We start from the raw sequence: 12,838 nt of genomic DNA, 5'->3' as shown, positions 1-12,838 counted from the left end.
CTCCGTTACCGGCTGGCATCGGGCGTGAAGGTCGAGAAGTCGACCAGGGTGCCCAGCATCTGAAGATAGGCGATCAGCGCGTCGGTCTCGGAGACCCCGGGCTGGCCGTCGAAGTTGCGCACCTGAGCGCCCGGATAGCGTTCGAGCATATCGTCGAAGTCACTGTCGGGATCGGCCTGAGCCCGGAAATCGGCGGCGGCGTTTTCGATCATCTCGTCGGTATAGGGCACGCCCACGAAACGCTGGGTCCGCAACAGGTCCTCGATATAGTCAGGCTGGATCAGCCGGTCTTCGAGGAAGCCGTATTTGGGCATGATCGATTCCGGAACCACCGATTGCGGATCACGCAGGTGATCGACATGCCAGTCGTCGGAGTAGCGACCGCCGACCCGGGCCAGGTCAGGCCCGGTCCGTTTAGAGCCCCATTGGAACGGATGGTCATACATCGATTCCGCCGCAAGCGAGTAGTGGCCGTAGCGTTCGACCTCGTCCCGCATGGGCCGGATCATCTGGGAGTGGCAGACATAGCAGCCCTCGCGGATGTAGATCTCCTTGCCGGTCAGTTCGAGCGGGGAATAGGGGCGCATGCCGTCCACTTCCTCGATCGTGTTTTCCAGCCAGAAGAGCGGGGTGATCTGAACGATCCCCCCGATGGTGACCACCAGAAAGCTGAAGATCAGCAGGAGGGTGGCGTTGGTCTCAAGGATCTTGTGTTTGTCGAGAATGGCCATTGCCGGGCCTCCTTATTCGGCCGCGATGGCTGCGGAAGAGGCAGGCGCGGGCTCTTTGGCCGGGCTGCGCTTCACAGTCATCCAGAGGTTGTAGCACATGATGATGGCACCGGTGAGGTACATGACCCCGCCCAGACCGCGCACCACGTACATGGGGAACTTGGCGGCGACGGTGTCGGCGAAGGAGTTCACGAGGAAGCCGTTCGCATCGACTTCACGCCACATCAGCCCTTCCATGATGCCGGTCACCCACATCGACGCGGCGTAGAGCACGATGCCGATGGTGGCGAGCCAGAAGTGCCAGGACACCAGCGAGAGCGAGTAGAGCCGCGCGCGTTTCCAGAGCACAGGGACGAGGTAGTAGAGCGCCCCGAAGGTGATCATGCCGTTCCAGCCCAGAGCGCCGGAATGCACGTGCCCGATGGTCCAGTCGGTGTAGTGCGACAGGGAGTTGACGGCCCGGATCGACATCATCGGTCCTTCGAAGGTGGACATGCCGTAAAAGCCGACGGAGATCACCATCATCCGGATCACGGGGTCGGTCCTGAGCTTGTCCCAGGCGCCCGACAGCGTCATCAGGCCGTTGATCATACCACCCCAGGACGGCATCCAGAGCACGATCGAGAACACCATGCCAAGGGTCGAGGCCCAGTCAGGCAGAGCGGTGTAGTGAAGGTGGTGAGGACCGGCCCAGATATAGATGAAGATCAGGGCCCAGAAGTGGATGATCGACAGCTTGTAGGAATAAACGGGGCGTTCGGCCTGCTTGGGGATGAAGTAGTACATCATGCCCAGAAAGCCCGCGGTCAGGAAGAAGCCGACGGCGTTGTGGCCATACCACCATTGCACCATCGCGTCCTGAACACCGGAGAAGACCTGGATCGAGCGGGAGCCCCAGATGGAGACGGGGATCGACAGGTTGTTCACGATATGCAGCATCGCGACGGTCACGATGAAGGACAGGTAGAACCAGTTGGCCACGTAGATATGCGGCTCTTTCCGCTTGATCAGCGTGCCGAGGAAGATCGCGAGATAGGCAACCCAGACGATGGTCAGCCAGAGGTCGACGTACCATTCCGGCTCGGCATATTCCTTGGACTGGGTGGAGCCCAGAACATAGCCGGTCGCGGCCAGAACGATGAAGAGCTGGTAGCCCCAGAAGACGAACCAGGCGAGGTCACCCCCCCAGAGCCGCGCCGCGGATGTCCGCTGGACCACATAAAAGGACGTGGCCAGAAGGGCGTTGCCGCCAAAGGCGAAGATCACGGCAGAGGTGTGGAGAGGCCGCAGGCGACCGAAGTTCAGATAGCCATCGGCCCATTCGAAGTTGAGGCCCGGGAACGCGAGCTGGAAGGCGATGACGACGCCCACGAGAAAGCCCACAACGCCCCAGAAGGCCGTGGCGATCACGCCGTAGCGAACGACACCGTCATTGTATTCACGTGACAGATCGACCGCGGCGGGCAGCGGTTCATCGGTGTTGCGCAGCGTCCAAAGAAACAATCCGCCAGCGACGATCATGAAGATGATCATATGAACCTGATAGGCCAGATCGCGCGCGTAGCTGGCGGCGATCATCGCGAAGAGCGTGATCAGGCCGAACGCGATCAGCTTGAAATAGTTTACCATTGTGCGTCCCTTCCCGGGGTCGGGACACAGCACACACACTGCACCCGACGGCTGTTGACTGGAAGGGTGATGCACCAGGCACAGGCGCACTTGCCTTGATCTGCATCAAGATTTTCGCACCAAAGGCTTGACGGGTATCAAGGAAGGCCTGCGGCATAACGCGCAGATTGGCCATCAGAGACCACGGAAGCTGGAGGGCAAGATGGCTTACAAATCCCTGTTGACGGTGTTGACCGACGAAAGTCTGGCCGATGGGCCGCTTGAGCATATCGGCGCATTGGCACAGGCCTGGGATGCTCATGCAATGGCCCTGTGCCTGGGCGTGGACCGAACGCAGACGGGATATTACACGGTCGGAGCCAGCACATCGATCCTGCAGGATTCGATTGTCCGCGCGGCGGCGGAGGCCGAAACGCTGCGCAAACTGGCTGAGGCACGGCTGGGCGCACAGAATATCCGCTGGTCGGTGGAGGAAGATGTCGCGCAATTGCTGGATCTGGGCCGACACGTGGCCTTGCATGCCAGGTTTTCGGATCTCGTCCTGCTGCCCCAGCCTTACGGAGACAATCGGGGCATCGAGGTCGAGGCCGTTGTCGAAGCGGCACTGTTCAACGCCCCCGCGCCCATCCTGGTGGTGCCGGATGACAGCACCCCGCTCAGCGCGCCGGATACCGTCATCGTCGCCTGGAACGAGAGCGCCGAATCGCTGGCGGCGATCCGCGCCGCCCTGCCGATCATGCAACGCGCAAAGCAGGTCCGCGTGGTGGTCATCGACCCGCCCCAGCACGGGCCGGAGCGCTCCGACCCCGGAGGCATGCTGTCGCAAATGCTGGCACGGCACGGCATCCATTGCGAGATCGACGTGCTCAGCCGGACGATGCCCCGCATCGCGGACGTGCTGAACCGCCATGCCGGGGACACCAATGCCGACATGATCGTGATGGGCGCCTACGGGCATTCGAGGTTCCGGGAGGCGCTTTTGGGCGGCGCGACCCGAGACATGCTGGAATGCGCGACTGTTCCCGTTTTGATGTCACGCTGAGGGATGGGGGACGATCCGTGTAAGACGCGTCGTCCCCCATGACGGCAGATATGTCACGGAAAGAGCCGCCCAAAGAGCGAGCGGGCAGTGTCGTTAGTTCAGCAAGGCCGTCTCGATATCATCGCAGAAGGCGGATGCGAGCCGGGAAATCGGGCGCCCGGGGCGCGTGAGAAGACAGGCACCCACAGGGATCATCGGATCGAAGGCCTTTTTCACAAGGCCCATATTCGGCAGGAAGGACGCGGTATAGGGATCGACCACCGCAACGCCATTGCCGGATTGGGCGAGCACGGCGGCGGTGTGGCAATAGCGCACCTCCACCTGAGGCGTATAGGGGACCTTGGCGCTTTCAAAGGCGGTTTGCAGCAACAATCCGAGGCGAGAGGCGCGGTCGAGCCCGATAAAACCATGCGCCGCGGCGTCGGAGGGTGCGATGACCGAAAGATCGGCCAAGGGGTGGCCGGGCTTGATCAGGGCAACCATACGGTCAGTCCGAAGGGTACGCACCACCACGCCGGGATGGGTGTCGAGGCCAAGGACCAGACCCAGATCGACTGCACCGATGGCCACGGCGTCGATTACGTTCTCCATCCGCCGCACATCGTATTGCACCGTCACGCGCGGGCGGGAGGCGAGAAAGGCATGAAGCGCCACGGGGACAACGGAATGCCCCAAAGGCGGCGTGGCCATGATCCGCAACTTGCCCAGCGAGCCGCCCCGCAGATCCCGCACCCGGCTTTCGACGGAGCGGAGTTGTTCGAAAAGCGGCTCGACCTCCTCAAAGAGGCTACGCGCCTCGCTGGTGGGCAGCATGCGTTTCTTGTGCCGCTCGAAGAGGGCGAATTGAAGCTGATCCTCAAGCTGCTTGATCGCGGTTGAGACGGACGGTTGCGAGATGCCAAGTTCCGCCGCTGTGGCGACGGTGGTCTGATGCACCATCAGAGTGCCGAAAATCTCCAGCAGTCGCAGAGAGAGGTCGTTTCGGCGCTTGATCTTCATGTGGTAAGTATAGGCGGCCTAAAGCTGGGAGGCCAGAACGGTGCCCAGCGCCATGGCCACAGCCGCCTGGGTCGGGTCGATGACCGGGCAGCCAAGCACAGCCTGGAGCGGGGCGCGGTGGACGGCCATGCCGGCGCAGCCCAGCACCAGAACATCAGCGCCGTCCTGTTGCAAAGCCTGTCCTACCTCGGTGAGGCGCGCGAAGGTCCCCTCCCCCCGCGCGCTTTCATCGACGCTCATATTCAGCGGGCGCTCCCCGGCGAGGCGATCGAGCACGCCCATGCGGCGCATGTAGCGGCGGTGGCGGAGGATGGAGGCATCGGCGATGGCGACGACGCCGACGAGGTCGCCGCGCGACAGGGCGGTCAGCATGCCGCTTTCCTGAATGCCGAAGACCGGAACAGGAGAGACGGATCGACAGGCGTCGATGCCGGGATCGGAATAGCACGCGATCACGAAGGCCGACGCGTCGGCCCGCTGCGCGATCAGATCGACCATCGGCAGGACGACCTGATCGGAATGCACCTGGCTTTCGATCCCGAAAGGACCGTCGGTCAGAGTGACGCAGTCGATCTGCGGCCCACCGTCCCGGGCGAAAGGCGTCAGCGCTTTGGCAAGACCATCGGTGACGGCCTGGTTGGAGTTCGGATTGATGACGACGATGGGCCCGGTCATGGCGCGATCTTGGCCCCGAAATTGGTGGCGGGGTCGAGTTCAGGCACAACGTGGCCGGGATGGCCGGTCATATCGACGGGGCGGCGCGGCACGAATTGACCGGAGCCGGGCTTGGCAACCAAGGTGCCTTGATCGACCACCCGCGCCCCGCGGGTCAGCACGGTGACGGGCCAGCCAGTGAGGGACCAGCCGTCATAGGGCGTGTAGTTCATCGCGTCGTGCTGGCTTTCGACAGTGACGGTGCGCGTCTCCTCCGGGTCCCAGATGGCGATGTCGGCATCCATGCCGATGGCGATGCTGCCCTTGGCGTCCATCCCGTAAAGCTGGGCCGCATTGGTCGCCGAGAGCGCCACGAATTGCTGCAGAGTGATGCGCCCCTTGCCTACTCCTTCGCTGAAGAGAAGCGGCAGGCGGATGCCGATGCCTGGCATGCCGTTGGCGATCTGCTTGAACGAGGCGTTGGGGCCGTTCGCCAACTTGCCGGTCTCGTCGAACCGATAGGGCGCGTGGTCGGAGGAGAAGACGCTGAAGGTGCCTGCCTGAAGGTGCCGCCAGAGCGCCTCTTGCGTGGGCACGTCGCGCAGGGGCGGAGAGCACATGTATTTCGCGCCCTCCATGCCCGGACGGTCGAGATCGTCACGAGTGAGGAACAGGTACTGAGAGCAGGTCTCCCCAAAGACCTTGGCGCCGGAGAGGCGCGCCTTCGCGATCAGCTCGGCACCTTCGGGCGTGGAGACATGCACGATGAAAAGCGGCGCATCGACCAGAGCGGCGAGAGAGATGGCGCGGTTGATCGCCTCGATCTCGGCCAACGCCGGGTGGCTGGGCGCGTGATAGCGCGGCGCGGTGTGGCCGGCGGAGACCAGACGGTCGGAAATCCAGCTGATCATGCCGGAGTTTTCGGCATGGACCATGGTCAGGGCGCCATGCGTCTTGGCCACGGTCAGAATGTCGAGGAATTGCCGGTCGTCGATGCGCATCAGGTCATAGGTCATAAAGACCTTGAACGAGGTGACACCCCGCTCGAACGCGGTAGGCAGTTCGTCGTTGAGTGCGGTTTCGGTCGGGTCGGCGATGATCAGATGGTAGCTGTAGTCGATGACCGAAGAGCCCTGCGCCCGGCTGTCATAAAGGTCGAGCGTTTCGATCACGCCCATGCCGCGATGCTGGGCGGCGAAGGGGACGAAGGACGAATTGCCGCCATAGGCCGCGCTGATCGAGCCGGTGCGGTAGTCATCGGACGTCATGCCGCCGGTCGCGGATTCCTGGGCGATATGGCAATGCGCCTCGATCCCGCCGGGCAGGACCAGCTTGCCGGTGGCGTCGATCACATCGTCGGCCTCGAGCCCGGTGCCCAAGGCGGTGATCTTGCCGCCGGTGATGCCGATATCGGCGTGGAAGCGGTCGGTGGCGGTGGCGATCTCTCCGCCCTTGATGACCAGATCGTATGTCATGTCGTCTCTCCCCTGTCAGACCGAACGGATGGCACCGCCATCGCAGCGGATGAGGCTGCCGGTGACGTAGCTGGCGGGCACGCTGGCCAGAAACGCGGCGACGCTGGCGAATTCCTCGACCGTGCCGTAGCGGCCCGCCGGGATCGTGGCGCGGGAGGCGGCGCGCGTCTCCTCCAGCGATTTGCCGGTGCGGTTGGAGACGGCACTGTCGAGCTCGTCCACCCGTTCGGTATGGATGCGGCCCGGAAGCAGCATGTTGACGGTGACCCCGTCGGCGGCCACGTCGCTGGAGAGGGATTTGGACCAGCCCACGAGCGTGCTACGCAGGGCGTTCGAGAGGCCCAGATTGGGGATGGGCTGGATGACGCCGGAGGAACCGATGGTGATGATCCGCCCCCAGCCGCGCTCCCGCATGGGGGGCAGCAGGCGGGCGGTGATGTCGACGACCCGCATCACCATCTGGTCGAAGTGACCGGCAAGCACGGCACTGTCGGCATCGACCATCTGACCGGGAGGCGGGCCGCCGGTATTGTTGATCAGGATGTCGACCTGGCCCAGCGCCTCGCCCGCGGCGTTCACCAGTTGGTCGACGCATCCGGGATCGGCCAGATCGGTGACGGTATAGGTCGCCTGCCCTGCGCCTTTCGCGTTGATGGCGTCCACGGCGGCAGCGAGCTTGTCCTCTGACCGGCCGGTCAGGAGCACGTTGCAGCCTTCGGTCGCCAGCGCCTCGGCGATGCCCAAGCCCAAGCCGCGGGAGGAGGACATGACGAGCGCGCCTTTGCCTTGTAATCCGAGATCCATCAGCCAAGCTCCTTGAGACGTTTTTCGAGGCGGGTGGTGAGGCGGGTCAACTCCTCGGCATCTGTTGCCGTCAGCGACGGCCCCGGCGCGCGGACCTTGGCGCTGGCGATCACGCCCCGGCGGCGCAGCACCTCCTTGCGGATGGCAAGGCCCAGACCAAGCTGCTGTTCGTAGCGCACGAGCGGCAGGTAGGCGTCGAAGAGATCCTCGGCCCCGTCCACATCGCCCGCTTGATGGCGTGCGACGACCTGCACCAGCATCTCCGGATAGGCAAAGCCGGTCATGGCCCCGTCGGCGCCGCGCTGCATTTCCTGCGGCAGGAAGAGGGCGGAGTTCCCGGTGAGGATCGAGAGGCGCGGGACGTCTCCGGTGCCCGTCTCGGCGCGCACGCGGGACAGTTTGGTGAGGCCCGGCCAGTCTTCGTGTTTCAGCATCACGATCTGTGGATGCTCGACCGTCATTCCAATGATGCTTTCGACCGACACCTGCACGCCCGTCGTTTGCGGATAGTCCTGAAAGCAGATCGGCACGTCCGGCCCCAATGTCGTGCAGACCTGGGCGATGTAGCCGCGCAGCTTAACCTCGGTCAGAAGACCCGGTTGCGGGGCGACCATGACGCCTGCCGCGCCCATTTCCATCGAGGTGTGAGCGAGGCGGGCCATGTTGTCGAGCCCGGCGGCAGAGACGCCGACGATCACCGGCACGCGGCCTGCAACGCGGTCGAGCACGCGGCGGGCGAAGGTCACGGCTTCGTCCCCGGCCATCTTGGGCGCCTCGCCCATGATGCCGAGGATGGTCATCCCGCTCACGCCGCAGTCGAGGTAGAAGTCGACCATGCGGTCGGTGCTGTCGAGATCCAGCGCGCCGCTGTTTTCAAAAGGCGTCGCGGCGATGATGAAGACGCCGCTGGAATTTCGGGTGATGAGGTTGGTCAAGTCTTCTCTCCGGTCATGTCGGGGCGGGCGGGATGGAGTGCGGCGCGATCTCCTCCAGTCGTGCGTAGCGGTCGGCAAAAAGCCGGGCGACGGGATAGTCGCCGTTCCAATGTACGTGCCAGTTTGCCGGATCCACCAAACCCTCGCGCGCCGCGAGGCCCACCGCCTCGCCGATGACGATCTCGCGCTCGGGGCTGAAGGTCAAGGCGACGGTGCGGCGGCATTCGATGGCAACGGGCACGTCGGCCAGACGGGGCGGCGCGACATGGGTCGAGGGCGCCGTCGGCAGCCCCAGCGCCTCGGGCTCTCCATCCGTGGGCAGATAGGCGGCGGCGGTGCCGACCATGGCTTCGGTCAGATCGGGCGTTGCGATGTTGATCACGAACTCTCCGCTGGTGCGGATATTGTGCGTGGTGTCCTTGGGCGTGCCGTCGGCATGGTGTTCAAGGCCCAGCGCGACCAGGGCCGGGTCCTTGCCGAAGAGGTTGAAGAAGGAAAAGGGCGCGGCGTTGACGATGCCATCCGCGCTGATCGTGGTCACCCAGGCGACGGGGCGCGGGATCACCACGGCGGTCAACAGCTTGTAGCGGTCTTTGGGATCGAGTGCGCCCAGATCGACACTCAACGTCATGTGTCGGGATACTCCACCCCGGTCTGGGCCGTGATGCGTCCGTAATGTTCGGTCCGGCGGTGACGGGCGAAGTCGAAGATGGTGGATTTGCCGAATGCGCAAAGGTCCATGTCACAGGGATGCACGATCAACTCGTCCCCTTCGGTTTCGGCCCGCGCCACCACAAAGCCGTTAGGATCGACGATGATGCTGCCCGCCATCAGCGGATGGCCGTCCTCATCCCCCGCCTTGGCGACACCCACCACCCAGGAGGCGTTCTGGTAGGCCCCTGCCGTCATCGACAAATCCGAATGATAAAGCCGTTTCTCCAGCCCCTCGGCGGAGGCCTGGCTATTCACCGACGGCGTGTTGTAGCCCAGCATGATCAATTCGGCGCCTTGCAGGCCCATCACGCGGTAAACCTCCGGCCAGCGGCGGTCGTTGCAGATACACATGCCCATCCAGGCATCGAGATTGCGCCAGACCGGAAAGCCCAGATCGCCGGGTTCGAAATAGCGCTTTTCCAGATGCTGGAAAGCGCGGTCGGAATCGTATTCGGAATGGCCCGGCAGATGCACCTTGCGGTACTTACCGACGATCTCACCGGCCTTGTCGGTCAGGATGGAGGTGTTGAAATGGTGCCCGTCCGGCGTGCGTTCGGCATAGCCGAAGCTGATCGCGATGCCATATTCACGGGCGCGATCAAAGAGCGGCTGGGTGGCGGCATTGGGCATTTCGGCTTCGAACCAGACCTCCACCTCGGCCGGGTCCTCCATGTACCAGCGGGGGAAAAACGTGGTCAAAGCAAGCTCGGGAAAGACCACCAGATCGCAGCCCGCCCCCCGCGCCTGATCGAGCAGCGCCAGCATCCGGTCCACGACCTGCGCGCGCGTGTCGGTGCGCTGAATGGGGCCCATCTGCGCGCCTCCGATGACGATTTCCCGCATGGCGTTCCTTTCCTTGTCTCAACTTGCGATGCGTCGCTCGAACCGGCTGATCAGCCGGACCAGCGGCCAGAGCAGCGCGAGGTAGATCCCGGCGGCCAGCACCAGCGGCGACGCGTTATAGGTGAGCGAGCGCACGAGGCCCGCGGCATGAAGCATCTCGCCCAAAGACACGACCGAAGCGAGGGAGGTGAGCTTGATCACCTCGACCACGTTGGACATGAGATCGGGCAGCACGTTGCGCGTGGCTTGTGGCAGGACAACGTGGATCAGGGTCTGGGTCTGGCTGAGACCGGTGGAGCGGGCGGCTTCGGTCTGTCCCTTGTGGACGGACAGGAGGCCCGCCCGGAAGATCTCGGCGAAATAGGCGGAGTTGTTCAGGAAGAAGCCGATGGCAACAGCAGCAAAGGGCGAGAGGCTGAGGCCCGCGAAGGGCAGACCGGCATAGATGAAGATCAGAAGGACCAGAGGCGGGAGCGCGCGGAAGAGATCGACAAAAGCGATGGCCGACCAGCGCAGGGCCCGGTTTTGGGAGACGGAGGCGAGCGCGGCGAGAAGGCCACCGATCAGACCGAGGGGGATCACGACCACGCAGATCAGGAGCGTGATGCCCAGCCCCTGAAGGACCAAGGGCAGGGCCTTCATCATGATCTCGACATTGAAGAACTGGGTGAGGATCGCCTCCATCTCACACCCCCGGCGCCGCAAAGCGCGTCTCAAGCCAGCGGGAGAAGATCACCAGCGGCAGGAAAAGAAGGACATACGCGATGGCTGCGAGCATCAGGGGGGAGGCGTTGGCGGAGAAGCTTTGCGCCGTGGTGGCCTGGCCGAGGATGTCGGGCACGCCGATCACCATGCCGAGGGCGGTCATCTTGGTGATGGCGATGGCCCGGTTCGTGATGGGTGGGATGACCATGCGCACAGCCTGTGGCAGCACGACCCAGATGAGCGTCTGGGTGAAGCCAAGCCCGGTGGAGCGGGACGCCTCCCACTGGCCTTTGGGGACGGCGGTGATCCCGGCCCAAACGATCTCCTCCGCGAAGGCGGCGAGCACGAGGGTGAGGATCAGGTAGAGGACCGTGAAGCTGGAGAGGAGAATGCCAAGGTTCGGCAGGCCGAAGAACACGAGCAGGATCAGAACGAGCGGCGGGAGCGCCCGGAAGATGTCGGCATAGACGACGATCAGCGCGGAAAGCGGGCGGATGCGGTAGGCACGCAGGCAGGCCAAGGCGGCGCCCCCGGCGATGCCGCTGATCACGATCAGCCCCGATAGAAGCACGGTGACCCAGACCCCTTGCAGGATCGACGGCGCATAGCGGGCGAGCACGGCGCCGTTGAAGAAGGTGTCGAGAAACGCCTCCACCTCAGCCCTGCCCGGAAAAGCGCGCCAGAAAGGTCTGGGTGCGCTGATGTTGCGGGGTTTCGAAGATCTGCTCGGGCGTCCCCTCCTCCACGATGCGGCCGGCATCCATGAAGATCACGCGGTCGGCGGCGTCGCGGGCAAACTTCATCTCGTGGCTGACGACAAGCATCGTCATGCCCTGCGCCTTCATGTCCTGCATGACGGCCAGCACGTCGCCGACAAGCTCCGGATCCAGCGCCGAAGTTGGCTCATCAAACAGCATCACGGAGGGCTCCAATGCCAAAGCGCGGGCGATGGCTACGCGCTGCTGCTGTCCGCCGGAAAGCTGCGTGGGATAGCTGCCGGCCTTGGACTTGAGGCCTACGCGGTCGAGTGCGTCGAGGCCACGCGCTTCGGCCTCGGCGCGTGGCAGGCGGCGGACCTTGCGCAGGGCCAGCGTGACATTGCTGAGGGCCGAAAGATGCGGGTAGAGGTTGAAGGCCTGAAAGACCATACCCATCCGCAGGCGGAGTTGGTTGAGATCAACCTTGGGACCGGTGACCGGGTCGCCCTCCAGCGTGATTTCACCCGCATCGGGTTCCTCCAGCCGGTTGCAACAGCGCAGCATGGTGGATTTGCCAGAGCCGGAGGGGCCGAGGACAAAGACCAACTCGCTGCGCGCAACGGTGAGGTCGATGCCCTTGAGCACCTCCTCGGACCCAAAGGATTTGCGCAGGCCGCGCACCGTCAGCGTGGGCGGGGCCACGGCGCCCTGCGCGGTCTGCGTCATCTCAGTTGCAGGCTGGTGTATGACCATTGTCCAGATATCCGGCAAAGCCCGGTTGTCCGAAGCCCGCGACGGGCGTGACGGCGGCGGAGCCTTCGGCGGGGGCTGCGCCGAACCATTTCTCGCTGAGCGCGGCGATGGTGCCGTCGATCTTCATGCATTCGATGATCGCCTCGACCTCGGCGCGCAGATCCTCATCGCCTTTGCGGAAGGGCATGCCCCAGACGAGCCCGGTGGAATGCAGATAGCTGAGCTTGATCGCCGGGTTCTGCTTGGTCGCCCAGGCCGAAACGGTGTTGCCCGCGACATTGGCAAAGGCGCGGCCTGACACGACCGCCTGCACCGCGTCGCTGTTGGTGCCATAGCTTTCGACGGTCCAGCCGATCTCCTCGGCCAGCCCGCGGGCCCAATTGTCGTAGACAGAGCCCTTGTTGACGGCGATCACCTGCCCTTCAAGCTCCGCCAGATCGGTGATGTCGGGCGCGTCGGCGGCAATGACAAACTGGAAGTCGGTGTTCAGGTAGCCTTCGGAAAACAGGAGGTTCTCCGCACGTTCCTCGGTGATGGTGACGGGGGCCACCACGAAATCGTACGTCCCCGCCGCAAGCGCCGGGAGGATGCCAGAGAATTGCGTGGCGACGATGTTCATCTCAGCCCCCATCCGGGCACCGATCTCGTTGGCGAGATCCACGTTGAACCCTTCGACACCGCCGCTGAGGCTGGGCATGGCATGGGGGGCGAATGTGCCGTCGAGGGCGACGTTAAAGGTCTTGGTCTCGGCCAGCGCGGGCGCAGAGAGGGTCAGGGCGGCGGCGAGCGCGCCCCATTTCAATGATGGTATCATACTCAACTCCTAACATCGTCCCTCCCCCCGACAGGCTAAAAG

General features: G+C 64.0%; 14 protein-coding genes. 1 reads left to right on the top strand and 13 read right to left on the bottom strand.

The window, feature by feature from the left end:
* Positions 1-5: 5 nt before the first annotated feature.
* Together ccoO and ccoN are read right to left on the bottom strand one after the other, a co-directional pair.
* Complete coding sequence (gene ccoO / locus CFI11_RS03730; protein ID WP_130403192.1) at positions 6-731, bottom strand: cytochrome-c oxidase, cbb3-type subunit II; 726 nt, start codon at positions 729-731, stop codon at positions 6-8.
* Between the two features lie 12 nt (positions 732-743).
* Positions 744-2,360: a cytochrome-c oxidase, cbb3-type subunit I gene (ccoN, locus tag CFI11_RS03725; RefSeq protein ID WP_130403190.1), complete on the bottom strand. Its 1,617-nt coding sequence runs from the start codon at positions 2,358-2,360 to the stop codon at positions 744-746.
* A 202-nt stretch (positions 2,361-2,562) separates the two neighbouring features.
* Here ccoN and CFI11_RS03720 point away from each other — a divergent pair, with 202 nt between their 5' ends.
* On the top strand, positions 2,563-3,402 hold the full coding sequence (locus CFI11_RS03720; protein ID WP_130403188.1) for a universal stress protein: 840 nt from the start codon (positions 2,563-2,565) through the stop codon (positions 3,400-3,402).
* Between the two features lie 93 nt (positions 3,403-3,495).
* On the opposite strand, the gene CFI11_RS03715 is transcribed toward CFI11_RS03720, so the two are convergent.
* The 11 genes from CFI11_RS03715 to CFI11_RS03665 are packed head-to-tail and all read right to left on the bottom strand — an operon-like array spanning position 3,496 to position 12,796.
* Positions 3,496-4,401, bottom strand: coding sequence for a LysR family transcriptional regulator (locus CFI11_RS03715; RefSeq protein WP_130403186.1), 906 nt, complete (start codon positions 4,399-4,401; stop codon positions 3,496-3,498).
* 18 nt (positions 4,402-4,419) lie between these two features.
* Entirely contained in the window at positions 4,420-5,076 is a 657-nt protein-coding gene (locus CFI11_RS03710) for an aspartate/glutamate racemase family protein (RefSeq protein WP_130403184.1), read from the bottom strand.
* Positions 5,073-6,530, bottom strand: coding sequence for a dihydropyrimidinase (gene hydA, locus CFI11_RS03705; protein WP_130403182.1), 1,458 nt, complete (start codon positions 6,528-6,530; stop codon positions 5,073-5,075). The genes CFI11_RS03710 and hydA overlap by 4 nt, the downstream gene beginning before the upstream one ends.
* 15 nt (positions 6,531-6,545) lie before the next feature.
* The gene (locus CFI11_RS03700; RefSeq protein WP_130403180.1) at positions 6,546-7,334 is read right to left on the bottom strand and encodes an SDR family oxidoreductase; all 789 of its coding nucleotides are present in this window, start codon (positions 7,332-7,334) and stop codon (positions 6,546-6,548) included.
* Positions 7,334-8,269: a dihydrodipicolinate synthase family protein gene (locus tag CFI11_RS03695; protein WP_130403178.1), complete on the bottom strand. Its 936-nt coding sequence runs from the start codon at positions 8,267-8,269 to the stop codon at positions 7,334-7,336. Before CFI11_RS03695 ends, CFI11_RS03700 begins: the two co-directional genes overlap by 1 nt.
* A gap of 13 nt (positions 8,270-8,282) precedes the next feature.
* Positions 8,283-8,900 (bottom strand): flavin reductase family protein, encoded by a 618-nt coding sequence (locus CFI11_RS03690; RefSeq protein WP_254449013.1) that lies wholly within the window; start codon positions 8,898-8,900, stop codon positions 8,283-8,285.
* Entirely contained in the window at positions 8,897-9,826 is a 930-nt protein-coding gene (locus CFI11_RS03685) for an N-carbamoyl-D-amino-acid hydrolase (RefSeq protein WP_130403177.1), read from the bottom strand. Before CFI11_RS03685 ends, CFI11_RS03690 begins: the two co-directional genes overlap by 4 nt.
* Positions 9,827-9,844: 18 nt before the next feature.
* Positions 9,845-10,510, bottom strand: coding sequence for an amino acid ABC transporter permease (locus CFI11_RS03680; RefSeq protein WP_130403175.1), 666 nt, complete (start codon positions 10,508-10,510; stop codon positions 9,845-9,847).
* A gap of 1 nt (position 10,511) precedes the next feature.
* Positions 10,512-11,186: an amino acid ABC transporter permease gene (locus CFI11_RS03675; protein ID WP_254449012.1), complete on the bottom strand. Its 675-nt coding sequence runs from the start codon at positions 11,184-11,186 to the stop codon at positions 10,512-10,514.
* 1 nt (position 11,187) lies between these two features.
* Entirely contained in the window at positions 11,188-11,955 is a 768-nt protein-coding gene (locus CFI11_RS03670; RefSeq protein WP_130403171.1) for an amino acid ABC transporter ATP-binding protein, read from the bottom strand.
* Position 11,956: 1 nt separating this feature from the next.
* Complete coding sequence (locus CFI11_RS03665; protein ID WP_130403169.1) at positions 11,957-12,796, bottom strand: transporter substrate-binding domain-containing protein; 840 nt, start codon at positions 12,794-12,796, stop codon at positions 11,957-11,959.
* Between the last annotated feature and the right edge of the window lie 42 nt (positions 12,797-12,838).

Source organism: Thalassococcus sp. S3 (genome assembly GCF_004216475.1).
In the GTDB taxonomy this organism is placed as follows: Bacteria; Pseudomonadota; Alphaproteobacteria; order Rhodobacterales; family Rhodobacteraceae.
The sequence above is the reverse complement of the archived record's forward strand: the minus strand, read 5'-3'. Positions and strand labels throughout refer to the sequence as shown.

Excerpts from the sequence above, each read along its gene's own strand:
- CFI11_RS03685 (WP_130403177.1), bottom strand. The coding sequence starts at position 9,826 with ATGCGGGAAATCGTCATCGGAGGCGCGCAGATGGGCCCCATTCAGCGC.
- CFI11_RS03690 (WP_254449013.1), bottom strand. The coding sequence starts at position 8,900 with ATGACGTTGAGTGTCGATCTGGGCGCACTCGATCCCAAAGACCGCTAC.
- hydA (WP_130403182.1), bottom strand. The coding sequence starts at position 6,530 with ATGACATACGATCTGGTCATCAAGGGCGGAGAGATCGCCACCGCCACC.
- CFI11_RS03680 (WP_130403175.1), bottom strand. The coding sequence starts at position 10,510 with ATGGAGGCGATCCTCACCCAGTTCTTCAATGTCGAGATCATGATGAAG.
- ccoO (WP_130403192.1), bottom strand. The coding sequence starts at position 731 with ATGGCCATTCTCGACAAACACAAGATCCTTGAGACCAACGCCACCCTC.
- CFI11_RS03665 (WP_130403169.1), bottom strand. The coding sequence starts at position 12,796 with ATGATACCATCATTGAAATGGGGCGCGCTCGCCGCCGCCCTGACCCTC.
- CFI11_RS03700 (WP_130403180.1), bottom strand. The coding sequence starts at position 7,334 with ATGGATCTCGGATTACAAGGCAAAGGCGCGCTCGTCATGTCCTCCTCC.
- ccoN (WP_130403190.1), bottom strand. The coding sequence starts at position 2,360 with ATGGTAAACTATTTCAAGCTGATCGCGTTCGGCCTGATCACGCTCTTC.
- CFI11_RS03670 (WP_130403171.1), bottom strand. The coding sequence starts at position 11,955 with ATGACGCAGACCGCGCAGGGCGCCGTGGCCCCGCCCACGCTGACGGTG.
- CFI11_RS03710 (WP_130403184.1), bottom strand. The coding sequence starts at position 5,076 with ATGACCGGGCCCATCGTCGTCATCAATCCGAACTCCAACCAGGCCGTC.
- CFI11_RS03720 (WP_130403188.1), top strand. The coding sequence starts at position 2,563 with ATGGCTTACAAATCCCTGTTGACGGTGTTGACCGACGAAAGTCTGGCC.
- CFI11_RS03715 (WP_130403186.1), bottom strand. The coding sequence starts at position 4,401 with ATGAAGATCAAGCGCCGAAACGACCTCTCTCTGCGACTGCTGGAGATT.